The organism is Arenibacter nanhaiticus (genome assembly GCF_900141935.1).
In the GTDB taxonomy this organism is placed as follows: Bacteria; Bacteroidota; Bacteroidia; order Flavobacteriales; family Flavobacteriaceae; genus Arenibacter; species Arenibacter nanhaiticus.
The window spans coordinates 57,890-83,157 of sequence record NZ_FQYX01000003.1 but is presented as its reverse complement, the minus strand read 5'-3'; the positions used below and the strand labels follow the sequence as shown (position 1 = coordinate 83,157).

Sequence of the window (25,268 nt, the reverse complement as noted above, 5' to 3'; positions counted from 1 at the left end):
AATCTCTATTAAAAGTTTAAATTAAGTCCAAGTGTAAATGACTTCATCAGCGGATATGAATCATATTCCTTCTGTTCAGGATCATGAAATTCCTTCATCTCAGATATTGCAAAAAGGTTAGTACCATTAAAAAATACTTGCGCGTAGTTAATATTAATTAGGGAAGCCCATGCTTCCGGTAAATTGTACCCTATATTAAGATTTTTCAATCTTAAATAAGCCCCATTTCTAATCCAGAAAGAGGAAGCTCCGGTTCCGGATTCATACCAGTTTTTTCCAACCGGACGAGGATATTGAGCACCTGGATTCTCCGGGGTCCAAACATCCTTAGCCCAGATCGGATAATACGGCCTGATAGAACCACCATGTTGGCGCATTCCTGGTCCTTCTTGGTTGGAAATTATCCTATCGTACATACCTACACCTTGGAAATGAGTATTAATAACAAAGCCCTTATACTCCACGTTCAAACCAAATCCGTAATTAATCCTGGGAGCTGCATTGTTGGAGAGTACTTGCATATCGTTACCATCAATTTTACCATCAGGTCCGTCAGAATATCCATCACCGCGAATATCCTCGAACAATAGTGCTCCCAAGTAAGGATCTCTTCCGAATTGTTTAAAACCTGATGCTAATACCTCATCGAGTTTATCTTGTGTTCTAATCATCCCTACATTCTTCAATCCTATGATCCTGTTTAACGGTTGACCGATTTTAGACTCCCAAGCACGGGATCCTCCTTCTTGAAAAGATGCACCTTCATCCAATATATCCCATTGGTCTTTAGCGTACCCTATATTAGCGCTAATTGAATAAGATAATTGATTATCCATCAATACATCACGCCAGATAGCTGAAAATTCTGCTCCTTTCCAAGATCGTGCTGCATAGTTCTCAGGAGCAAGATCCTGACCGTAATTATCTGGCAAGGTTACGAGTCTTGATCCCAGAATATCCACTTCTTTCTTATAAAAGATATCGAACATCGTAACAAGCCGATTTTTTAAAATGGCAGCATCAAAACCAGCATTATAGGTAGTAGAAGTAGCCCAAGTTAAATAAGGGTTGGGAGTTACGCCAGGAGCAATACTTCTGTATAAATTATTACCAAATATATAAGAACCTGCATTCTGGTATACTTGTCTATATCCGAAAGCACCAATATTCCTATTGTTAACATCTAGGTCATTTCCTGTAGTACCATACGACACCCTTAATTTCAAGTCATCCAGCCAGCTCTCATATTTACTCATAAAATTTTCGTTATTAAGACGCCAGGCTAGTGACATGGATGGAAAAAAGCCCCATCTTTTATTTTTAGGAAACAGCGTATTCCCATCATATCTAAATGAGAATTCTGCGATATAGCGCTGGTCGAAGTTGTAATTAAATCGACCAATGGCAGATTGTCGTGCACCTATTTCTTCCCATCCGTCACCATATCTTCTTTCCGAATCCGTAGAATATACAAACATCTGGTCGTAGTTAGTAACAGGGTCTTCAGCTTGCGCAAATGCTCCATAGCCCCCATTTTCGCCTTGCTCCAAAACCAACATCGCGCTCAAGTCATTTTTACCAAATGACTTTAAGTAGTTTAATTGCCAGTTTAATTGGTAGCTCCACAGAGTATTGATATCATAACTCAAAAACTCTTGATTTTTTGAAAATGTAAAAGTATTTGTCTTATCCGGATCTGGTGGAGCAGGAATAAACCTATTACCATCTGGATCAGCTTGATTAAAGACGTAATTCTTCTGGAAAGTCAGGTATTTTTTCCGCATATAATCAGATCCAAGGTAGTTTCCTGAGACTTTAGTAGACAATCCTGGAACTAGTTTACCTAGATCAACATCAATAGATAGGATTGAATTTACCTCTCTTTTTCTTGTTTTAATATACCGGTCTCCAATAACTTGATCGATCACGCTCCATGCCAACCAGCTACCCATAGGAGTTTGAACTGGATATTCTGTTACGTAATCTGCAGGAGTTCCGTCAGCAGTGGTGTAAAAAGGATATACCTTAGGCCAGTTAAAAGTGACTCGATACAAATCGGACACATCATAATCATCATCCGGGGAGAACGGCCAATAAAAACGATCATGGTTACGTTGATTAGCGGATACATTCAGGTTCAATTTAATGGCGTCTGTAATTTGCGCGCTAACATTCGACCTCAGGTTTACCCTCTCATATTCCAAATTCTTATAGGATCCTTTTTCCCCTTGGTAACTGGCCAAAGAGTAATACGTAATCTTGTCGTTACCACCACTCACACTTAATGAATGTTTTTTACTTTGGGGGTCGTTCCAGATAAAATCATTTACGTTGTAGTTAAGATGCTTAAAATATTCAAATTCTTCCGGCCCATTAGGTGCTGGGGTGCCCATAAATTCTGCCACCCTGTTTTGATATATCAACTCATCAGTGGCGGTAGTTTGGTCTGACAAGAGCTCTTGGGTAGGACTTGAAGTAGAAAAAGATCCTTGATAACTAAAAGTAGGCTTTTGCTTATCACCTTTTTTGGTAGTAACCAAGACCACACCATTACCTGCCCTACTTCCATAAATAGAGGCTGAAGCCGCATCTTTTAGAAAACTTAGCTGATCTACCTCACTGGAATTTAAAGAGTCAAAGGCTTCTTTGTCCCTAACAATACCATCAATCACATAAAGCGGCTCTCCAAAGGCTCCACGAATGCGAACAGAGGAACTAGCCCCTGTTAATCCTGACGAACCGGCAATAACAACTCCTGGAGCTCTTCCTGCCAGAGAATTGGAAAGGTTTGCATTCGCTATATTATTAAGCTCCTCTACTTTAACAGTAGTAATTGCCCCCGTTAGATTTGCTTTTTTCTGAACACCATATCCAACTACAACAACTTCCTCCAAACCCGCTGCATCCTCGGTCATTTGCACGATAATGCTGGTTTGACCTGCCACCGAAATTTCTCGTGTAGCGAATCCCATATATGAAACTACAAGAATAGCTTTGGAATTGGCTACTTCCAAAGTAAAATTTCCATCAAAATCTGTTGTTGTTCCGTTTGTAGTTCCTTTTTCAACCACACTGGCACCTGGTAAAGGAACCCCATCTGTATCCAGGATGTTCCCCGAGACTTGAAACTGAACATCTAAAAGCTTTTGCTTTGATTCGGGCTTTACACTATTTTCAGGCCGAGGTTTCTCACCACCTTTAGTGAGTATAACCTGTCTATTAATTATCTTAAATCGAATATTCGTAGCGTCAAAAATAAGTTTAAGAACATCCGTAATTTCTTTATCTTTTATACTCAAGGAAATCTTCCTTTCTAAATCCAATTGATTACTTTCATATAGAAATCTATATTCTGATATCGATTCTATTTGATGTAATGCACGCACTATATTTACGTTCTCTAATTCCAAGGAAAGTTTGGAAGTTGTATCCGTAGCATAAGAATTTGCGTGGATATTGAACAAAGAAAGAGATAATAACAGTAAGGTTATTTTAAATTTAAGGTCAATCTTGGGAATTTGCCGATAATGCAAGCCCCACTGATAAATTTTATTCATAATTTTGCTTAGATTAAATAATTTTGAACAGATTTTTTAATTCACATTACTTAAATCGGGAAATGGCTCTAAACATTTTCCGATTTTTTTTGTCTTAGGACATCTTTTTCAATAAGTTTTACTTAATACATTTTTTGGGTTTTAGTTGGTTATTTAATTACAATTTGTTTTCCGGAAATCTTATAAGAAAATGGGTAAATAGCATTAATGGCCTTGAGTACAACTTCTATATTTTCGACCTCTTTATTAAACCTAGCATTCAATATCTTCTCTGCCAGCATCAGGTTGTTATTCTCAATTTGGACATCGAAGGCCCGTTCTAACCTTTTTTCCATATCCTTAAAAGGAATATCCCTAAAAATCAATTCTCCATTGATCCATCCCGTATAGTTTTCAGTAGGTACCTCCTTTACATTCAAAGAATAATCAGCTTTGTTCCAGCTGGCCATAAAACCAGGTTGAAGTTTTAATTCCTTACCTGCATTTGATTGGGTCTTTAACTGAACCGAACCTTCTACCAAAACTGTTTCTATAACTTTATTGTCTGTATAACTCGCAACATTAAAAGCAGTCCCTAAAACCTCAACGGCGACGTCATCCGCATATACTATAAAAGGGTGTTCCTTGTCTTCAGCGACCTGAAAGTACCCCTCCCCCTCTATAAAAACTTTTCTTTTATGACCTTTTAAAAACTTTACAGGATAACGCAATTTACTACCTGCATTCAGATGGACTAAAGAGCCATCGGATAGCTGTACCTCAAAGACATTCCCATGTGGGATATTCAATTCATTGTACACCAATACATCTTGTTTTGCTTCAGAAGAATAGGTGATTCTATTCCCTTGCTGTGAACCTATAACTTCCCCAGATCCATTTAAAATGGTTTGCTCCTCATCATTTGTTATAACCCTTATATCATCATTCCCTATAGTCAGGGTCACAGCATTTTCGGGTACCTCCTTATTCCTATCGGTGGCCAAGGATTTAGTGAAGACTATAGCCAATACTGAACATACCAGCATTACAGCGGCATACTTAAAACTGGTTTTCCCAATCCGTCGAAAAGACTTTATAGGAGTGTTCAATTGTTTCTTTATCGCATTCCAATCCTTTGTGGTATCCAGGCCTGCAAGAAATGTTATGGATTCTTCCACCATACCTTCTTCATACAACTTTAGCAATAGGTCTCTTTCTTCTTTGTTTAGATTTTCTAGATCTATGCCTTCAATACTACCAGAGCTGTTGATCGCCTTTAATACTTTTTCTAATTGATTTATTCTGGACATACATTAAGCCTTTATATGAATGTTATTAAAAAAGCATTTTAGGGTGACAAAGAATTAATTTTTATTTAGCAACCTATTAACATCTATTTTAAATTATCCTCAAAAACACTATATTCGAAATCGAAACCAACCAGTTTTTTAACCTTGTTTGATTACCAAACAGTCTTTATAGCTAAGTTTATGAAGTTTTCTTCGCCTTCAAACACATCTAATACAGAACGGCTCTTTAAGGAGCACTACTCGCTCTTATGCCTTTACTCATTTAGCGTAGTAAAAAACCAAGAAGTTGCCAAAGACATCGTTCAGGACTTTTTTATTTCTTATTGGCAAAAAGAAGATGAATTAACCATTACCAATAGTTTCAAGGCATATGCCACCGGAGCTGTTAAAAATCTAAGCTTGCGTTATCTAGAACAACAACGTAAACAGCAACGCCTACTTCAGCAACTCCCAATTAACGACTACGAGGAAATAACTGAGGAAGAAACCCCTATTGAAAAAAATAAGATACCAGAATTGCTTGACCAATTACCAGAAAGCCGAAGAGAAATATTTATTTCCTATGTGCTTGAAGGGATGAGTTATGCTGAAATAGCAGCTTATAATGACATCTCTATAAACACGGTAAAAACGCAGATGAAAAGGGCCTATGCCTTTCTCAGGACTAAATCAACCAAGGACTGGCTTCACATTCTACTAATAGTCACAACATGTATAAAGTAAACAGCATCATGTTCGGTTCTTAGGATAGGTCTTTAAAAGGATCCTAATAATTTAAATATAGATTTAAAATAAAAAATACTTGTGACCGAAAAAGAAAAAATGATTCATGGAGATTTTTACGATTCCAGGGATCGAGAATTATTAAAAATATACCATAAAGCACGAAAGTTATTAAAGAAATACAACAATCTTAATTCTGACCTTTTACAGGAGCGAGAAGTCATTTTAGGTACATTATTGGGCTCCATAGGTACAGGTGTTTGGATTGAAACACCCTTTATGTGTGATTATGGAGAAAATATATTTATTGGGGAAAATACTTTCATAAATACGAATTGTATGTTCATGGACAACAATAAGATTACTATTGGAAAGAACGGATTAATTGCTCCTAATGTGCAAATTTATACAGCTAGCCATCCTTTAAAGGCTTCGGAAAGAATAATGAAAAATGGAGACAACACATACTACCTCACTTCTTCCAAATCAGTAACAATAGGAGATAATGTTTGGATCGGAGGGAATTCAGTGATTTTACCAGGAGTTAAGATAGGAGATAATGTAACCATTGGAGCGGGAAGTGTTGTAACAAAAAATATCCCAAATAATGTCTTAGCATTTGGAAACCCCTGCAAAGTAATAAGAAACCTATAAAATTAAATCATCTAACATCACTTCATGGAAATTAGGAAATGGCACGGTTCTAAATAATGACACTATCTCGGGGATTGTGTAAGTTTAATATATGTGTGCAATTATAAAAATCAACACCTTATAAAAAATTTATCAAAGATTGAAGTATAGCCATTATACTCGATTTCTTTATGCTATGCAATGCTTCATCGGAGATACTAAAAATTGAGAGAATTTACTGCATAAAAAAGGTCAGACTTTAGATAAAAGTCCAACCCCTGTTTTTTTAAACTTACAAGTTTGCGTGATAGTGTTACATAACTATATGTCCTAAATCTTCTTTGATTCATTCACTTCAATCTTTACTAATTCTGGTTTCCCAGCAGTTTTTACCTCTAATTTTAGACTTGCTTCTTCGTTTTCTGAAAATTTGCAATCTATCTTCAAAATGTGGAGCCCTTTATCAACCTCAAATAATTTAGGATCCACAGATATACTTTTTATTTTATTCCAAGTTTTATCATAAAGCACCAATTCGTTTGTCCCCGAATATTTAAGATGTTCACCCTCTTTAACGGTGATATCAAGAGAGACTTTTTTAAAATCATCAAGTTCAAAAACAATATTAGAAACAGCGGTATTCTTAGTTGTAAGAATAAACTGTAACGGTTGGTTGGAGTGTATGTTTTCAAAAGAAAAGCTAGACCACACGGGCTCCCCTGGCTGACGAACCTTTTTTTTATGTTCAAATCTTTCGACATTATATGGCGTCAAGTTCCAGCTGTTCTCTGAAATTTTTTCCAAAGAAAACTCGTCCTTAATGTTTTCCATGCGCTTCTTCTGATCAATTGTAAAAGCTCCACCCAATCGAGCCTTTTCCCATTCCTTTATTTTTTCCAATATTTCGTTTCCGGAACCATTTTTTTGAACAAGATCAACAGCGGTAACTAGTGCATAGCCTGCATCAAAAGCTGCACTTCTGGCCAACATCCATTCTATGTCTTCCAAACTGGTATTATCTCTCATACTAAACCACCCTAACATGGCTGGAATAAAGTTTCTCCTAAAATAGTCCTGATTCAACAATCTATAGGAAGTCTGACTTTCCCTAAATCCAGCATACCAGGGCTCGCCCCAGTTCATACGTGTAAACATATGCCAAAAATAGTGCCCAGGCCTACTCGCATCCATTATGTAATCGTTCTTTATTTCTTCATTTAAATTTTTATACCAGGCATCAACGAACAATAATTCTCCATATGCCCCCATCCCTGTAGAATAATTCCCTTCCAATCCATCGAACGATATTTGTTTTAAGCCGGTTTGGTTATATAGGTCTGCTAATCTTAAGGACATTTCTATTCCAAGATCCATATTGGTCAAAAATGTTTTATAAGCATGGTCTGCCAATTTCCCTATATTTTTCTCCTTACTATGACTAGTAGCCTTTGTTCCAAAGGCTCCACGCTGACAGTTCAATAGGGTCCATGGCGCCGTTTCAGACACACTTTCATACCTAATTATTTCCTTTCCAATGACAGCTGCATGAAGACTATTATTACCCATTTGATTAAAATAAGTTGGGTCATTAATTACTATGTCTTTATCTTCAACATCTATATCCTTGGCAAGTTGGCTGCTTCCCACCTTTGCCAATCGATCATCTGGAATTGGTGTTACAAATGGATCATTTGTGGTTATGAAATTAGAGAGGGTATGGATTCCTAGCTCAACTCCTGCTTCTTCCGCTTTTTCCACACATTCTTTCATACTTTCCCAATTTTTTGGAAAGGCTTTTTTATGTAAATCAAAATGTCCCCAATTTAAAAAGGGACCGGAATGGTATAAATATCCTAAGCCAGCTTTTTTTGTTAATGATATAGCTTCGTCAATTGTAGTTGTACTAAAATCCTGTATGAGATAAGCAGAAGTTGCCTTAGGTGATTTTTTACTCCACACGCCATCAATTGTGGGGTGAGGCAACCCTTCTCCTATTTCTATAGCTTCCAAAGTGTTAAGAACATCTTCGGGAGCACAACCAAAAAGGGCTATTTTAGAACCTATTATCCCTTCGTCCTTATAAGCTGGCGCCTCATAGTACTGATGATCCATTGAACTCACGATTCTATCTTTTGCCCTATTTCGCGTATATGCTTGTAAAGAACTACCATAATCTTTAGGTAAAGCCGTATGGCCACGATATAATATATTTAAAGAATCGGCAACATCTACCAAGCTTGTTGTTCCAAATATATCAAAGGAAGGAGTTGAATCATCTTCAGTAGATGGGTATCCCCCAAGAGTTCTCATATTCAATGCCTGTATCCCTATTGAAAAATCCTTATTACGAACAACACCTACTGTTTCTCCTACGGTCTCCTTAATATTTGTTTCAAATGGCCCCCACAATACTAATTCTATTTGGTCTTGCTTGGTTATTGAAATTAGTTCAAAAGTGAGATACTTTTCCTTTTTTACAATTTCAATCTCTGCGGCAACTTCATTTTTTGGAAATTCCAACAAAAGAGATCCACCCCCGTTTATGACTTCAACCGAATTAGGATATTCCAATTCCCCATCAACCTTAATAGCTAAGATCGATTTACGATCGTTGCTGGCATATTCGTATTGAGTGTTATTTTTAGAATCAATCATTCTAGTAATTTCCCCATCCTGATTAATTCCAATATTCAGATTTCCAGCAAAAAAAACAGTATCCACGTTATTAGTGCAGGACACAAAAGCCCCAAATAGACATATTACTGCAATTATTATATTTTTAGTTTTCATATATTAATATCTGGTTTTAAAAACTTTATTTTCAATTCAAATTATATTTTAATGGAAATTCAAAACCTTTACCTCTCCTGGATTCATGCTTATTGTTAATTCATCACCAAAACCATATTTTTTATTTTCAAATTCTTTGGAATTCTTTAAGGGGGATGATACTTCGTATTGATCTTTACCTTTGATCAATCCAAATTTTCGATCTAATTTAATGTTATACATTTGTGGTTGATCCGAAGGATTATGGAACGAAATAAATCCACCATTTTCATTCCATCCGGTATATCCATATACTTCGGATTCCTTGGGATCGCCTCCGTGTAATTTGGCTCGCTTAAAATACGGAAAAACAGATTTAACCCATTTTAATCCTTTAGCCAAAACATCCCAATCGCTTTCAGAAAGTTCCGGAGTTTTAATATATAATTCAACAAAACCAGTTCCTCTAGAAAGATTCATCCATAAGTATTCCGAAAATGCTTCACGACTTTCCCCTGATTTTACTTTTTTTGGTTCATGATTAAATATCGAATTAATAGGGAATTGAGTGTTTTCTTTTTGCCATGTGTCATAATAAACCCCATCCCTATAAACCAATTCCTGCGTTCTATTACTTCCTCCTGCCGCATCCCCTGCATTGATCATCCAGACTGCATCTACGTACATCAGCCACCATGGACTAAGGTAAGCCCCATTGGAAATTACGACATAAACATTGGGATCAACGGCGTGCTGTTTCTTAAAAAGTTCCATCAACCGCTCGGTTCCAGCGACGAGATAATAGGTTTTTAATTCATCAAATTTGGAATCGTTCAGAAGTGGATCCGATGCCGATAATCCATCTGTTCCCAATTGTGGCATATAAGGTAAGCCATATTGGTTTCCATGAAGTTCAAATTCCCTTGAATTGAGATGTCCAAAAACCCCATCAAGTTTAAAATATTTAACTCCACTGTTGGTCAATTCCAACATCCTGTCCTCCAGCGATTTCATATATTTGGGTCCGGCCATAGACATCCATTTTCCCAGAGTTTCAAATCCTTGTTCCTTTAGTTTCGGCACCGCCGGTTGTGCCCCGAAAAGACAACCTGGGCTCAACCACAATCCAAGTTTGGATCCTGCTAATTGTACTCTCTTGAGACTCGTCGAGAAGTCTGGATCAAACTTTGAGTTTACTTTCCATACCTTTTGGGACCAATCTGCCTTTACGTCTTGCCAACCATCATCAATAACATAGGCACTCAATGGATCAACATTCCTTTCCTCAACCAATTCTTGATGGACTTTGGACACACTTTGGTTAAATTTTTCTTTGTCTACACCACTATAAAAATCAAACCAACTGTTATATTGAACCTGTAATCTAAATGGCCTTATACGAATCCGGTCTATATAATTAAAAAATGTTTCTTGTATGTGCTCCGGATCATCACCCACTCCAATTACCGCTTTATGGGAGGTGTATATTTCATCTGCCTTAATTTCCTTTCCCCACAAATAGCCACAATAGCCCTTTTTATCTTCTACATAGTTGTCAGCTGCAGGAAACTCGACGCCAAAAAAAGTGGCGGATATAGATCCATATAAGGGTTGACCTAGGCCGGGTCGCCATTGGGCCACCCCTTGGGAAGTAATTTGTTTGATCTGGTATGGTTGATAAATATCATTCAGAGACAAAGACTCAACATCTATTCGTTCTATCGTCACTGGTTTTTTAGAACTAATTTTCAGGTATTTACGAATATAAAAATCGCCTTCTTCTACTTCAAAATATAATTCTACTTCTAATTGATGTTCCTTGTTTTTTAAAAGAAAACCTAATGAGTTACTCCCTTCATTTATAACTTTTTTAAAATTGAAATCCTTCGAGCTTAGTACTACATCTGACCCCTCTATATGTGTACCTTCGGAGATCCGAAATCTAAACTCCTCATTATCTCTTGGAGTTAATATTTTACCTGCAATTTTATTATCAACTTTTGAGGTAAAAAGTTGCCCGTCATCACTGATTTTTATAGTCCTTGAAATAGATTTATTTCCAATGGTATATTCACTCTTAGTTTTGCAGCTTCCTGCTATAAACAGGAATAGAACAATAAAAAGCTTTATTAGATTCATCATTTTTAATTATTTAAATAGTCAAACTTATAGTCTTTAAAACTTAATTTTTCAGGAAATTATTTTTTATAAGAAAAAAGTCAACACCCAAAGCAAACTTATTATTGGTCATTTTTGCTTCTTTGTTGTTCCCTACAAATTGAATTCGAATAACAAAGGCATTATTCACTGGTTCGCATTCTCCTAGGACTAGATATGGATTCGTAACCCCTTCATGTTTGGAATAAAGATCTTGACTATTTTTTTTGATTCCATTTACATAGATATCAAACTCACCGCTGTTAGGTCCAACAGCAGTACATAGATAGATTTGGGAAGTTTCAAATTGTTCGGTAATTTTAAACTCGGCAAAGTCCCCTGGTTCCTCAAACCATATGTTTTTAAGTGCCCCAGAGCTTATTTCCCCCCACATTGGGATTTCACTGAAGTCTTCCTTGACGGTTGCACTTTTATCAACAATGGGGAGTATTTCTGCTTCTAGAGCTCCATCAACCACATATTGAGATCCTTTTGCCTTAACTATTTTCATCTCCAAGTCTTTTATAGACGGTAATTTGGCCGAGGCAAAAGAGGGTAACGCGGGTTTATTGTGGGTTACCCCTGGGGCACCATACCAAAAGGTAGTCTGTGCATATTGAAGAAAATGAGATTTACTACGTTTGCCACAGGAAGATTCCATATCAAATTTTATTTGACTTCTAAAAGGAATCGCATCCAATACCCGGGTTCTTGAACAAACGTTATATCCCTTGGATTTTTCTCCTACTATAATATTACCCAAGAAGGGTTTCGAAAACTGATCAGATGGCGTAGGAACAACACCGCCAGCCCATCCATAATAGTCCTCCGTTCCAGTCCCAAAGTGTGATGGAAAGTTTCTTTCCAGATCATCATCAATGTAGATTTTCTCATCGCCTTCCCCCCACCATCCTTCAATGGGATTGAGTACTGACCATTCATCACCAACAATGACTCCTTTTCCTCTTGCACTCAAAAAATTATAATCAAACAATGGAAAGGTCGGAGTGGGGTGATCCATTTGCCATGTGGCATAAAAATGCATAGAATTGGGCGTCCATTTCATTCGTTTCGTAGTAACAGACATTTTAATTTTTACTTTTTCTTTTCCAAGATTCTTAACAACCAACTGACCGCTATTCTTATATGGCATTACCCAACGACATATCATATTGCCGTCTTCAGTAACCGAACGCTCCCACATATCATAATTTTGGATTTTACCTACATTGTTAAAAAAGTCGCCTACTGGAACCCATATTGTTTCCTTACCATCAAAATTGGACTGCAATACCACCGAACGCAGGGCTTGAGCCATATCAGAGGTACTTGAAAGCTTAATTTGAAATTCTTGAATGGAATTATTTCCTTTAGGAAGGTCAAAAGTTATAGATTCTAAGGGGGCAATCGACTTTTCTTGTTCTTTTTTGATTCCTTTCGGTAGTCTATATTCGGTTAAAATTTTACCCACTTCGGTTCTCACCTTTGAAGCATTCTCAAAATCTTCCATAGTAAAGGTTTTCACCTTGCTTCCCAATGGATATTTTCTATAGTTAATAATATTATAGAAAGCTTTCTTATCCATGGTAATCTTACATCCCTTAGCATAAGGTATTGGAAAGTAAAGATTCCCTGCCCTTGCTGATTTATCTGCAAAGGGTGGCTTTACAAAATCATTCCCTTGCACAAGGTCAAAGAAATTAGTAGAAATTACGGGCTTTGGATTGCCGTCCAAGTAGATATTAATATTTGCACCCTCAGTATTGTCCAACCCATAATAAAAGCACACCGCCCAAATTTTAGTGATTACACCCGGACCTATATCTTCCATCAGAACCCATTCCTTTTTACCGTTTACCTCCTCGACCTTTTCATATGAAACTCCATCACTATCAGCAAACCATCCCGGCAAATCAGGAGAAACTGATTGCCTATTATAACTACTTGCCTGTTTGGATTGATAGTTGGATGTTGGAAACTGGGTAATCAAATCACGATCCACCATTTCTTCCAACAAGGTTGAGATATTCACCTCGGCTTCCTGAGCGCTTAGCCCTGCACTGGAAATGAATAAAAATCCACTTAATAAAAATCCAAATAACTTTGTTCTATTTTTCATAAACTATAATTTTAAGGTGGTTGATTTTTATTAACAATTGAACAAGATTAAACCACAAAACTTTGATTTCAGACCTTAAGGGAGGATTAGGACAATCAAAAGTTCTTAAAATGAACCTAATGACCATTGATACAATTACAATAAAACTCAACCTACATATTCCAGTACCCTTCAACCGAATGAATAAATTGGGCCAAATTTAACCCGTAATTATTAAAAATAAATAAGCAATTGTCCGGGGTTTCCTCTATTAAATTCTTAAAATATAACTTGGAATGCTCCAGTTTAATTTCATTAAACAGGGAGTCCTCCCCCTGACCGGAACATACGTGCCATAGAAAGAAAAACATATAAAAAGTAAATTTCCTAAAGCCCTTAACTTTTCCATTTTTAATTATTTATTTTAATGAGTTTTGCCGTACCATTATTTACCGCTATAACAAGTGCCTTTTGGTTTCCATAACCAATGAGTTTTAGTTCCTTTACATCTTGAGAAATGTTTAGTCCTGATTTGCCCATAGGTACTGACTCAAAAATAAACTGGCCCTGTCCCTTTAAAAACAAGCCCAAACTCGCATCATTTCTTGTTGTTTCTATTTCAGATCCATAAAGATTTCCAGCCACAACAATATCCTTTATCCCATCATTGTCAAAATCATAAATTACTGAACTGTTGATGTTGGAAATTTGGGCTAAATCTGGCAATTGCCTAATCTCATATTTACCATTCCCCAAATTTTCCATACTAACACTAGCAAAAGTCTTAGCTTGATAATGCAAGGAATTATCCAATTTGGAAACCCCATATACGTCTTGCAAAGTCGATAATGCAAATTCATTGTAGGTTGCAAATTTCTTTTTAATTTCTGGAATTTGCTGGGAGGAACATGACCTACCTCGTAACGGATATTGTGTCCCATAATTATAATAACTCAACACTATGTCGTTCTTTCTATTTTCATCAAAATCACCATAGTGAACGGAAAAAGGTTCATTCTCTTTCGCCTTGTATTTGTAGTTTAATCCTAAATTCCCTAATACATAATCCTCATCACCGTCGCCATCCAAATCACCATTGGAAATACTGAACCACCACCCAGTGGTATTTTGTAAATTAAATTTATCCGTACTATTCTTAAATTGCCCTTCAACATTTTCCAAAACGGTAATGGGCATCCACATACCTGTAACCAACAGATCCAAATCACCATCCCCGTCGAAGTCTGTCCAAACAGCATCTGTAACCATACCCAACTTATCCAATACATTTCTATTAGTTTTGATATAACCTAATGTCCCAGTTTCCACAAGCTGATTTTTTAACAAATAACTATCCGCAGGTTCTGGATAATGCCCTGGAACTTGCCTACCTCCAATGAACAGATCTAAATCGCCATCATTGTCATAATCTGCCACCTTGACCCTAGATCCACTTGCAGTAATATTGGGTAGGATACCTATGGATAATTGAAAATTGCCATCTCCATCGTTTAAATATAATCTGTCCTGGTAATTTTTCGAATTCAATTCAAACTCATTTCCGCCAGAAACCACATATAAGTCCTGATCTCCGTCATTATCGGCATCAAAAAAAACAGACCCCATGTCCTCCCTGTTTAGGTCGGGAATAAGTTTTAAGGGATTTTCTGTAAATGAACCCGAGGGTTGTTGCTTATAAAGTTTCCCTAAACCTTCATTTGGCCCACCGATATAAAAATCCTCCAGACCATCACCATCAATATCTGCGACAGCAATTCCGGAGCCTAAGGTAGACATACGGTGAGGCAATAGTACCTCACGCCCAAAATCGTCGAACTTATTCTCTTTATGTACATAATTTACTTTGGCAGCATCGGAAACATCTTCAAATAATAGAAAATCCGGTTTTTTTGGGGGGCGTTGGTTATTTTTAGCACCATTAAGATCATAAACCAATGTTCGGTTTACCTTAACGTTTTTATAAAATGATGTCTGGCCGTTAAACCAATCTATTCTCAAACTGTCTATAGTATTGATTTGATTCAATCCGAAATGTATAGTTTCTTCACTACTGGAATTTATTCCACGAGCATTGGTCAATTGTGAGATTTGGACTCCATTTTTGTGAAACAAAGAAACTTTTGTACCAAAAAAACTTTGACCCACCTTACCCCTTTTGAAGTTTATCCTTAAATAATTATTTTTTTTCTTCTCGGATGTGTTATTTCTATATATATGGACCACCTCATCTATATTGTTTACTACCAAATCTAAATCCCCATCATTATCCAAATCCCCATAAGCGGCACCAGTGGAAAACGTTTTTTGGGATAGTCCCCATTTATCGGACACTTTTTCGAATTTCAGCCCATTTGTATTACGATACATATAGTTCTGAATTTTTTCGGATGGAAAAAAAGATAGCATCTTTTCCAAATTGGCATATTTCCAAACGTCAAAGTTTTTGTCGCCTTCCTTATTATAATTGGTATCAATATCGCCAACATATTCATCCAATTTCTTAAGGGCATCGGTGTTTCCAATTTCATGTCGTATTCCATTGGTAACGAACAGATCCAAGTGCCCGTCATTATCAAAATCGGCCAATAAGGGGGACCAACTCCAATCCGTACTGGATATCCCTGCCATTTGGGCTATTTCACTAAAAAGCATATCCCCATGTACATCAACACCATTATTCAGTTGTAGTGTATTGAACATATATTGATAATGCCCTCCTCTGCTAACATTATTCCAAAAATCAGCGGGGTTCATGGAACTCATATTACTTTTAAGTCTGTAGTTATCTTCTGCAACCATATCCAGCACCACAAAATCGAACCAACCATCATTGTTAATATCGCCTACATCTGTGCCCATACTGAAGTAGGAAGTATGCTTTATATTTTCATAAATTTTATTGGTAAAGGTTCCATTGCCATTGTTGATGTAAAAAAAATCGGGACCCAAGTAATCATTTGCCACATAAATGTCCTGCCATCCGTCATTATTAAAATCGGCTATACTTGAACTTAATCCATAACCAAAATTGCTAAGGCCTCCATTATCGGATGTTTCAAAAAATCGATTGTCAATATTCTCCAATAACCTATAGTTCTGGGTCGGCGTAATTTTTTCTTCATCGCTTGCAGGTGCCATAAAAGATGAATTCTTTGGTTGATTCACCAAGAAAACATCAAAATCCCCATCCCTATCGAAATCAAAAAAATTAGCTTCTGTCGTTCTATTCCTATCATTTAAATTGTACTTGACCGCCGATTCACTAAAAGTAAGGTCTCCATTATTGATATAAAGTTCGTTCTCCCGTAGATCTTCTCTACCGTCATAAAGACTTTTGCAAACGTAGATATCCTTAAATCCATCATTATTAATATCAACCATGCTTACATGTGTAGACCAGCCGCCCTTATCCAAGATCCCGGCTGTCAGGGTAATATCCTCGAACTTTAGATTTCCCTTATTGAGATACAACTTATCACCAACCTGATTTCCAGTAAAATACATATCCAAAAGTCCATCATTATTCACATCTCCAATTGCAACTCCACCTCCCTTGTAAAAACCCTTGTAAACAAAAATATTCTCTTCATTGGTTTGGTGCAGTTGGTTATTGAAGATTATATCTGTTGCAGAGGGATCTAGTAAAGAAAATACTGTATCCTCGTTATTATTTACTCCTACACCTTGTGCGTAACTATATATAGTAAGAACAAAAATCGAAATCGTTTGAAAAATGGCAATTCCTCTACTCATTTTAATATTATTATTTCTGGTTAGCCTTTGCCCCCCCCTTTTTATTTGCGAAAGAAACAACCTACCCTCCTCACAGTCATTAGAACTTCATTAGTACATTACATAAGTATTGGCAAATCAAATAGCACTTTCCTCACCAGTCTTACTGAAGGGAAAACGCGCTACAAACATTGACATTATATCGTTTCCTTACCATTACTTATTCAATATGTTACCTGTGTGGCATATTATTTATTTTATTTGAATATCCTCATTTCCAGGTGATCTTCTTTAGATTGTTATGACGAGCGACAAAGGGCATTGGCAAACCATGAGTGACACATTAAATCTAAAAACTATTTTATTGTACGGAAATTAACAATCATTTCAGGGCCTGCATCCCTTCCTTTGCCTTGATAATCAAATTCGATTACGTTTTGACCTTCATTTACTGTAAAATAGCCCTCATCTATAATAACTTCATTCTTAACTTGAAGATCTGCGGAAAGATGTTTATAGGTACTGTTTCCTTTATTAGTAATAAAATCGCCTGGTGCCAATGTAAACGGCATCACAATTTTTTTTGCTCCTACCTTCAAGTAGATACCATTCACACTTTCTCTCGATTCTTTAGGAAGACGAATTACAAATTGCAATTTTTGTTTGGGTCCTGCACAAAAATATTTCCAAATTGCAGCCGTAGGCTGTCCCGGTTCCGTGGTCATATTCGTATGCCTATAATCTAAGGATACAGGAGCTTCAGGACTGCTTTTTAATATTGAAGATGATAAACTATTAAAATCATTTTCTCCCTGAGTTCTTCCTCCTTCTGGTGCCCAGGATTCAATAAAAACCAAACTCACACCCTCCCCATTTCGCTCTAGACCATAGAAAGTATAAGGATCGCGTAGTTTTTCTTTTTGTGCTTCTGTAAAAAGACCTTCCATTCTTGCATTTTCCCACTTCTTAATTTCTGATAGAATAGAATTAGCCTCTTTGTTGATTTCTTCAAAATTGGGGCTTATGTAAAAATCTACACCCGCATCGTAACCGGCACACAAGCCCATTACCCATTCAATATCCTTTTTTGTGGTGTTTGCATTGATACTAAATTGTCCCATTTTGCGCGGCAACAAGTCTTCTTTTAAGGCCTGTTGCACATCCAATCTGTGGCTTAAATGCGCTTCCCTAAAATTATCGGATGTCCAAGGCTCGCCCCAACTTTCATTAGCAAAATAATGCCAACCAAAATGTGTTACATCCGATGAATTCGCTACAATATTTGGATCTTTTAAATGATCAAAGAATACTTTTACAAAACGATCACTTCCATAGCGTCCATGTCCGGAAGCAAGCCCACCTTCAATACCATCAAAACTAATTCTCTTCAGATTAGCTTCATTAAAGAATTTAGCTAGGTTTTTAGCCATTTGATCTTGCAAGTTAATATCTGGGAAAAATACTTTGTAACCATGAGACATTAGTCTACTTACCTTTTCTCCTTTTTTGTGTTTAACCGCTTTAGTACCAAAGGCCCCACGTTTACAATCTTTTAAAACCAATTTGCCTTCGGAAGTTGCATAAGAATACTCTATAATTTCATCCCCAATTCGAACCGCTGTATGCTCGCGCCACCTTGGGTTGACTTTTTCAATATTTGGTTCATGGTATGCCGGGCGCACAACCTCATCTTGCAATAACAATTCATCATCATTTTCAGATATACTTTTTTCAAGCCTGGTGATACCAGCCATAACAAGACCTGGATCAGGGCGAGGAGTAACTAATGGATCATTTGTCGTTATAAAATTTGTTAATGTATGAGCTCCTAGATTTATACCATGTTTTTCCGCTATATCTGAACACTCCCTAACCGATTGATAACCTTTGGGAAAATCTTTATCATCTAACATAAAAGTTCCCCAAGTTTTAAAAATACCTCCATGATAGACAGATGTAATACCAGCTTTTTCCGCAACATCAATACAGGCTTCAATGTTGTTCACATTGTAAGACATAATCAATTTTGACGAACTAGAGTATTGCGAAACTTTATTCCAGACATTTTTCGTTTTAATATAAGGTAGGTCCTCGTTTAAAACGATTTCCTCTACAACTTTCAATAATTTCTCTGTAGGTACACAGTAGAAAGCAAATTTGGCACCTATTATTTCAGCATCGCTATCCTTAACAGGTACTGACTGTCCTAACTTTTGCTCCCAATTATCCACAGTTCGAAATCTGGATCTATCGCGGACAAAACCAGTTAAGCTTGCACCTCCATCTATTCTCTTGGCAGCATTTCCAAATCTTTCTCTCGTTTCAATCTCAAATCCACCACGACTCTTAAGATTTAATCCCATTAATCCGATAGCCGTATTATCATCATATGCTATCCCAATTGATTGGCCTATTTTTTCTGAAGGCAAGACATGATAGGGCCCCCAAATAACTTTTTCAATAAATTTTACACTTTTAACTTTTACAATTTCAAAGGTTAAATAGCTATTTTCACTATTAATATTTACACTAATTTCAGCTCCTATTTTATTAAATTTCAATTTCAATATTTCTCCTGCCCGTTCCCAGCTTGTAATCGGATAATTAACACCATCACTTTGAATCGTTAATAGAGATGCATTATAACCTTTCATTAATAGGTTTTTACCTGTTTCTTTCTCTAATAATTCCGTTAAATTTCCTTGGTTATCAAGGGTTAATTTGAAAAAATCATTTTCAAGAAACTTATTATCCTGAAAATTGCCATAGGCCGTCATACATATTGTAGATAAAAAAATCCAAAATAGTTTAGTCATAATTTTATATTGTACTTAATAAGATTCTTATTCACTTATATTTTTTAATAAACAACTCATATTGCAATTAAAGAAGGATGGCTTTCTTATATAGGATATAGAAAACCAGAACCTATATATCCGGTCAGTTTTAAATAATGCTTTAATTTCTGGCTGACCATTTTTCAAGTTTGCTACTCGTGTTTTCATTTCTCGTTGCAGCCAACAAAAATCTTGATTTGTAAAAAGAGGCTATTAAAAAACAGCCCCTTTTTATCAAACCAACTAACTTAAATAGAACTCCTTTTGTCAAAATTAGTGTAGTCTATTGTAATGGATCAAAAGTCCCACCTGGCCAACCTTTGGTTTGTTCCAGATGAGGGTTTTTATTAAGATCATCTTGTGGAATATCGAAGAAATAATAGTTATCAAGATAATTTATGGCGCTACCATCATCATCTATATTTCCAAATCTTTCCACACTTCTCAACTCCGTGTTGAAATAGGTGTTGTATACACTTGGGTCGTTAAGATCTATGCTTCCATTATTTATCCCTTCTTCCAAAGCTATTCGATCGTCCAAAATTTCTTCGGAAGGGTCAAGGGCATCAAAAGAAGCTGTTTTTGTAATTCTATAGCCTTGACGATAGGTCCCGTTTATGGCATCGTACATTCTTCTTCTTCTAAGATCTGAGGAACGTTTACCTTCAAAAACCAACTCTAGCCTTCTTTCGTGCATTATAGCCATTCTCAATTCGTTCTGGTCCATCCCCGCTTGTAAGCCATACAATCCGTCTAAACCAGATTCTATACCTGCACGATCCCTGATTTGGGATAGTATGTTGTAGGCTTCCATAGACAATCCAACCTCATTTGCCGCCTCTGCTAGATTTAACAGTACCTCGGCATACCTGATTTCTATCCAATCCGTAGGGGAGGACAAGCTGGCCGCGCCTCCCTCGATGGAGCCATCAATAGCCTTTCTACAATTAAAACTGGTAGGGGTAATCCTGCTATCGGCCTGTCCTTCAATGGCACTTTCCTGAAAAGTCCACTCCAAATCACTAGTCCTATTGGGAGCAGGATTGTTCAATGGCCAAACGGCACCGTTCCAGGCTATAGTAGCGGAAAATCTCGGATCCCTGTCTACCCAAAGGGCAGTTGGGTTATAAGTATAGGAAGAAGTCGGATCATTAATAGCCTTTCCGTCTTTCATGGGAAAAGCATCTACCAGACTTTTGGTGGGCTTGTCAAAGGATTCCCCGTTGGTTCCAACAATAAATGGCCTACAGCCAGCATCGCGATTGTGCGATTGATCCAGGGTATATCTTTTAATTAGTATTGCCTCAGGATTTGATTCGCTTTCATCGAACCATAGATTTTCGTAGCTGGGATGCAGTCCTTTTCCATTTGAGGATAGCAATGCCACTGCAGCCTTATTAGCATCATATGCCGCTTGCCAACGCCCTTTATCCTGAGCTGGGTCAAACTGTTCACTGGCATAGTGCAATAAAACCCTCCCCTTATAGGCTAAGGCAGCTCCTTTGGTAATTCTTCCATATTCTTCCGCCGCATTGGAATAAGCAACCGGCAAAAGATCGGCCGCATCATCCAAATCGTTCAAAATTTGGGCAATACATTCTGATGTTTTATTTCGTGGCACCTGCAGCGCCTCTATGTCCGATTTATCCTTGGCGTCTAATACCAAAGGCACCCCCCCATATGCCGCAACCAATTTAAAATACAAATGGGCTCTCAAAAACAAGGCTTGGCCAGACATCAGGTTTTGGGCTTCTGTCCCAATAGTTCCTGTGCCTATTTTCGCCAGGAGTAAATTTATATCCTTAATTGTTTTATAGTTACCGGAATAAATATTCATGGATCCTGGTTGGGCCTCACCGTACATCAACCCGTTTTCACCATGGGCATCATCGGATAATTGCGAGGCAGTAGTAGCCCAACCTGGTAAGGCCCTACTATAGATGTTGTTCAAAAATCCTATGGCTAAATTCTCGTCGTTCCATACTACCTCTTCACTTATTGCCCCTAACGGCCTTTTATCCAAAGGGTCTTCACTACACTGTGTTAAAACCAAAATGAATAGGAACATTAATTTATTTATATTATTTATTTTCATCATACCTTATTTTAAAATGTAACATTTACTCCCAAGCTATAACTCCTATTAACTGGTATTCCCCTTCCGGAAGTTTCAGGGTCAAAGGCCTTAATCTTACTGTAGATCATAAATAAATTGGTCCCGTTAGCAAAAATATTTATTCTTTCAGCCCCAACCTTATTGACCAAGGAAACCGGGATATCATAGCCAAAGTTTAAATTTTTAAGTCTTAAAAAATCTGCATCTTCCAACCAAAAGGAGGAATTAGTATCCCCAAAGGGGGAACCAAATCTTGGAAAGGAATTATTAGGACTATCCAGTGTCCAGGCGTTAAGCCATTGCGTATGGGAAGATTGACCAATGGAAGCAAACTGAAACCTGTTATTGCTCGGCTGATATCTTTGGTGACCTGCAAATCCCTGGCCAAAAGCCAGTAGACTAAATCTTTTATACCTTAAGTTCAACCGTATACCGTAATTAACGGAAGGGTTACTTCTGGCCCCTATATAATCTCTATCGTTATCATCTATTACCCCGTCTGGCGTATTACCTTCTGGGTCTACCGCAGCAGGGCCTCTTAAATCCCTAAAATACAATGCCCCAATTTGAGGATCTTGTCCGTAAATCTTATAACCACTAGCTATTAGATTGTTCAACTGTTCCTCTGATCTAATAATACCTTCCGCCTTGAGTCCCACGATCCTGCTAGTTTCCTGTCCAGATAAAAGCTCGTAAGGCCTCCTGGTTTCAGGTTCGTCTAAGGTTACATATTCTGCCTTGGAATAGCCTATATTTAAACCTACCTCATAATTAAAATCATTGGTGATATTATCCTTGTATGTTATTAATCCCTCAACTCCTTTTATATCTATAGCCCCATAATTAACCGGCCCTAAGGTGAGCCCTGAGGATGAGGGTATAAAAACCTGTCTACTCCCGTAAAGATCTGTTTTCTTATTTTTGAAGAAATCAATGGTGGTGGATAATTTATCATCCAATACCTGAAAGTCTATTCCAAAGTTGTAAGAAGTTTGTTTTTCCCAAGTGATAAATAAATCTGGTTCCGCACCAATCGAAGTGGCACTGGAAATAGCATTATTAGTACCGAATATTGGGCCCGTGCCCCCTACATTATAATTTTGGATATAAGGGAATATTGTGGCTCCTTGCCCAGTAACATCATCATTTCCTGTGTTACCTATGGAATATCTTAACTTAAAAAAATCAAAGAAGCTCAAATTGTTCTTAAAAAACCCTTCCTCACTTACTATCCAAGCCGCGGATACAGAAGGAAAGAATCCCCATCGTTCATCTTCGGCAAATTGCACTGAACCATCATACCTAAAGGTTGAATTAAGGAAATATTTGTTTTGGAAGTTATACCCAAGGGTTCCGATATAAGATTGTCTACCTGTTTCTCCTGCATTCCCGTTTGCAAATTGATTTTCTACCGCCGGATTGGTCGCGAACAATTGGGAAACCAGGGGGGTTAGTAGGCCTCTTCGCAGCGCGTAAAAGGATTTGTCATCCCGCTCATACTGTTCATAATTTAACAACGCATTTAAGGAATGATCTCCAAAAGTATTTTCATATCCTAGCCTCGCATTCAGCTGATAGGAGTTTGTCTCTGCGGTAGATTCCCGTAGACTGTTGGAATTTGCTCCATCATCACTTCGAAGCCTTGTTCCAAGAACTTCATCGGTCAGAACAAATCGATTGTTTGGATCAACACCAAAGGTAACGTCCTCCACAATATTTCTCAGCAAGGTTTGATCATTCCTTATATTCAGTTTATTATAGGTCAACCCGGCCGTCAATCCTGCCACAAAGGGGAATTTATAATTTACGTCTACAATGGCTCCTATATTTCTTGCACTTCTATCCTTAGATCCGGCCCCTTCCTGGGCTAAATGAACAGGGTTCCACCCGTTGAAATTGGCTACATACTCCCCATTGTGGACAGCTGGCCCCCACCGCCCGGTTCTATTTCCTGTTCTATAGAAATCCCCGAAATCCTCATCATCACCGTTCCATCTCCAATAAAACTCCTCGCGCAGATCATTATTGGTATTAAGATTTAAAGATACATTAAGGTCATCAGTTATATCCACATCTACCTTGGCCCTAAAATTTGTTTTCTGATAGGATAGATTACTAAAAGCACCGGTTTCTTTGATATAGGATCCTGACATGAAATACCTAACATTATCCGTACCACCATTCACAGTCACCGCATGTCTATTCAAGACTGGAGTCTCCTCGGCCTGATCTAAAAAAGAACCTATATTCAAATTCTTTAAATATTCCAATTCGGTCTGGTTAAACCTATTGGGATCATCCATGGGCACGTTGTTAAAATCCTGAACCTGTCCTATGATCAAAGCCTGTTCATAGGCGCTAGTCATAGGTGGCACATTGGTTGGTTCTGTGGTTCCAATCGAGGATGTGAAATTAATGGTAGGTTTTCCTGTTTTCCCCGATTTTGTTTTTACCAACACAACACCGTTGGCGGCTCTAGATCCATAAACGCCAGACGAAGCCGCATCTTTTAAGATCGACACAGATTCAACCTCACTGACGTCCAAGGCGTCGAAAAGTTCTTTGGTGGAAATAATATTATCAATTACGTAAAGTGGTTGGTTATTTCCAGCAAATTGTCCAGAAGTTGCCCCTCTGATTATAATATCCGAACTTCGACCGGGCTTACCTCCCGCCTGACTAATATTTACCCCTGCAAATCTTCCTGCAACCGCATTACTCAATGAGGTTGCAGGAACCTCTTGAATTTCCTCTGTAGTCACCGCAGAAACGGAACTGGTTAAATTTCGTTTTATAGATGAACTGTACCCTAAAACGACAACCTCATCTAAAGAATTAACATCTTCCTCCATGGAGATTTTCAATTCAATTTGATTTCTGACGACAACATCTTTGGTTTTAAATCCAATATAAGAACACCTGAGTATATCCTCAGTATCCGCCAAAATAGAAAACTTACCATCAAAGTCCGTTTGAGTTCCTTTATTGGTGCCCACCACCAATACATTGACTCCGGGCAAAGGAGTCCCCATTTCGTCGGTAATAATTCCCGATATGGTTTTTTGTATTGGACCATTTTTTTCATTGAATTTTTCACTTGCCTTTAAAGGCAATAATGCAAACAAAAATAACATTGCCAAGGCTGTTCTAATGGACAAAGCTATTATTTTGGTTGCCTTTTTTGATTTGATTAATTTCATTTTTTAGGTTTTGGTTGTTACTTGACATTTCTTTGTCCCTTGCAATAGACCGGAACTTATATCAGCTTTTAATCGCAGATTTTTTTTTACATAAACATTACCCCATAGACTTGTTGTTTTAATTACTGTTTTTTTA

11 protein-coding genes are annotated in these 25,268 nt (G+C 37.4%); 2 read left to right on the top strand and 9 right to left on the bottom strand.

Features of this window, described 5'->3' with window-relative positions:
- Positions 1-8: 8 nt before the first annotated feature.
- Together BUA16_RS02850 and BUA16_RS02845 are read right to left on the bottom strand one after the other, a co-directional pair.
- The gene (locus tag BUA16_RS02850) at positions 9-3,557 is read right to left on the bottom strand and encodes a TonB-dependent receptor (protein ID WP_084668406.1); all 3,549 of its coding nucleotides are present in this window, start codon (positions 3,555-3,557) and stop codon (positions 9-11) included.
- Between the two features lie 149 nt (positions 3,558-3,706).
- Positions 3,707-4,846, bottom strand: coding sequence for a FecR family protein (locus BUA16_RS02845; protein ID WP_072763134.1), 1,140 nt, complete (start codon positions 4,844-4,846; stop codon positions 3,707-3,709).
- Between the two features lie 180 nt (positions 4,847-5,026).
- Between BUA16_RS02845 and BUA16_RS02840 the strand changes: the two genes are divergently transcribed.
- Both BUA16_RS02840 and BUA16_RS02835 read left to right on the top strand, forming a co-directional pair.
- Positions 5,027-5,569, top strand: a complete 543-nt coding sequence (locus tag BUA16_RS02840) for an RNA polymerase sigma-70 factor (protein WP_072763133.1) — start codon at positions 5,027-5,029, stop codon at positions 5,567-5,569.
- A gap of 81 nt (positions 5,570-5,650) precedes the next feature.
- Complete coding sequence (locus tag BUA16_RS02835) at positions 5,651-6,223, top strand: sugar O-acetyltransferase (protein WP_072763132.1); 573 nt, start codon at positions 5,651-5,653, stop codon at positions 6,221-6,223.
- Between the two features lie 309 nt (positions 6,224-6,532).
- Here BUA16_RS02835 and BUA16_RS02830 read toward each other — a convergent pair whose 3' ends face one another.
- The 7 genes from BUA16_RS02830 to BUA16_RS02795 all read right to left on the bottom strand — a co-directional run bounded on the left by BUA16_RS02830 (position 6,533) and on the right by BUA16_RS02795 (position 25,132).
- Positions 6,533-8,992 carry a hypothetical protein gene (locus BUA16_RS02830; protein ID WP_072763131.1) on the bottom strand — a complete coding sequence of 820 codons (2,460 nt, stop codon included), beginning with the start codon at positions 8,990-8,992 and terminating at the stop codon, positions 6,533-6,535.
- Positions 8,993-9,040: 48 nt separating this feature from the next.
- Complete coding sequence (locus BUA16_RS02825) at positions 9,041-11,113, bottom strand: alpha-galactosidase (RefSeq protein ID WP_143150443.1); 2,073 nt, start codon at positions 11,111-11,113, stop codon at positions 9,041-9,043.
- A 40-nt stretch (positions 11,114-11,153) separates the two neighbouring features.
- Positions 11,154-13,247: a glycoside hydrolase family 172 protein gene (locus BUA16_RS02820; protein WP_072763129.1), complete on the bottom strand. Its 2,094-nt coding sequence runs from the start codon at positions 13,245-13,247 to the stop codon at positions 11,154-11,156.
- Between the two features lie 390 nt (positions 13,248-13,637).
- Positions 13,638-17,000 (bottom strand): VCBS repeat-containing protein, encoded by a 3,363-nt coding sequence (locus BUA16_RS02810; RefSeq protein WP_072763127.1) that lies wholly within the window; start codon positions 16,998-17,000, stop codon positions 13,638-13,640.
- A 335-nt stretch (positions 17,001-17,335) separates the two neighbouring features.
- The gene (locus tag BUA16_RS02805) at positions 17,336-19,795 is read right to left on the bottom strand and encodes a hypothetical protein (protein ID WP_143150442.1); all 2,460 of its coding nucleotides are present in this window, start codon (positions 19,793-19,795) and stop codon (positions 17,336-17,338) included.
- Between the two features lie 304 nt (positions 19,796-20,099).
- Positions 20,100-21,914, bottom strand: a complete 1,815-nt coding sequence (locus BUA16_RS02800; protein WP_084668405.1) for a RagB/SusD family nutrient uptake outer membrane protein — start codon at positions 21,912-21,914, stop codon at positions 20,100-20,102.
- 8 nt (positions 21,915-21,922) lie between these two features.
- Positions 21,923-25,132, bottom strand: coding sequence for a SusC/RagA family TonB-linked outer membrane protein (locus tag BUA16_RS02795; RefSeq protein WP_072763124.1), 3,210 nt, complete (start codon positions 25,130-25,132; stop codon positions 21,923-21,925).
- Positions 25,133-25,268 lie beyond the last annotated feature (136 nt).

Coding starts and splice junctions, on each gene's coding strand:
- BUA16_RS02820 (WP_072763129.1), bottom strand. CDS start 13,247: ATGAAAAATAGAACAAAGTTATTTGGATTTTTATTAAGTGGATTTTTA.
- BUA16_RS02840 (WP_072763133.1), top strand. CDS start 5,027: ATGAAGTTTTCTTCGCCTTCAAACACATCTAATACAGAACGGCTCTTT.
- BUA16_RS02830 (WP_072763131.1), bottom strand. CDS start 8,992: ATGAAAACTAAAAATATAATAATTGCAGTAATATGTCTATTTGGGGCT.
- BUA16_RS02805 (WP_143150442.1), bottom strand. CDS start 19,795: ATGACTAAACTATTTTGGATTTTTTTATCTACAATATGTATGACGGCC.
- BUA16_RS02850 (WP_084668406.1), bottom strand. CDS start 3,557: ATGAATAAAATTTATCAGTGGGGCTTGCATTATCGGCAAATTCCCAAG.
- BUA16_RS02810 (WP_072763127.1), bottom strand. CDS start 17,000: ATGAGTAGAGGAATTGCCATTTTTCAAACGATTTCGATTTTTGTTCTT.
- BUA16_RS02845 (WP_072763134.1), bottom strand. CDS start 4,846: ATGTCCAGAATAAATCAATTAGAAAAAGTATTAAAGGCGATCAACAGC.
- BUA16_RS02825 (WP_143150443.1), bottom strand. CDS start 11,113: ATGATGAATCTAATAAAGCTTTTTATTGTTCTATTCCTGTTTATAGCA.
- BUA16_RS02800 (WP_084668405.1), bottom strand. CDS start 21,914: ATGATGAAAATAAATAATATAAATAAATTAATGTTCCTATTCATTTTG.
- BUA16_RS02795 (WP_072763124.1), bottom strand. CDS start 25,132: ATGAAATTAATCAAATCAAAAAAGGCAACCAAAATAATAGCTTTGTCC.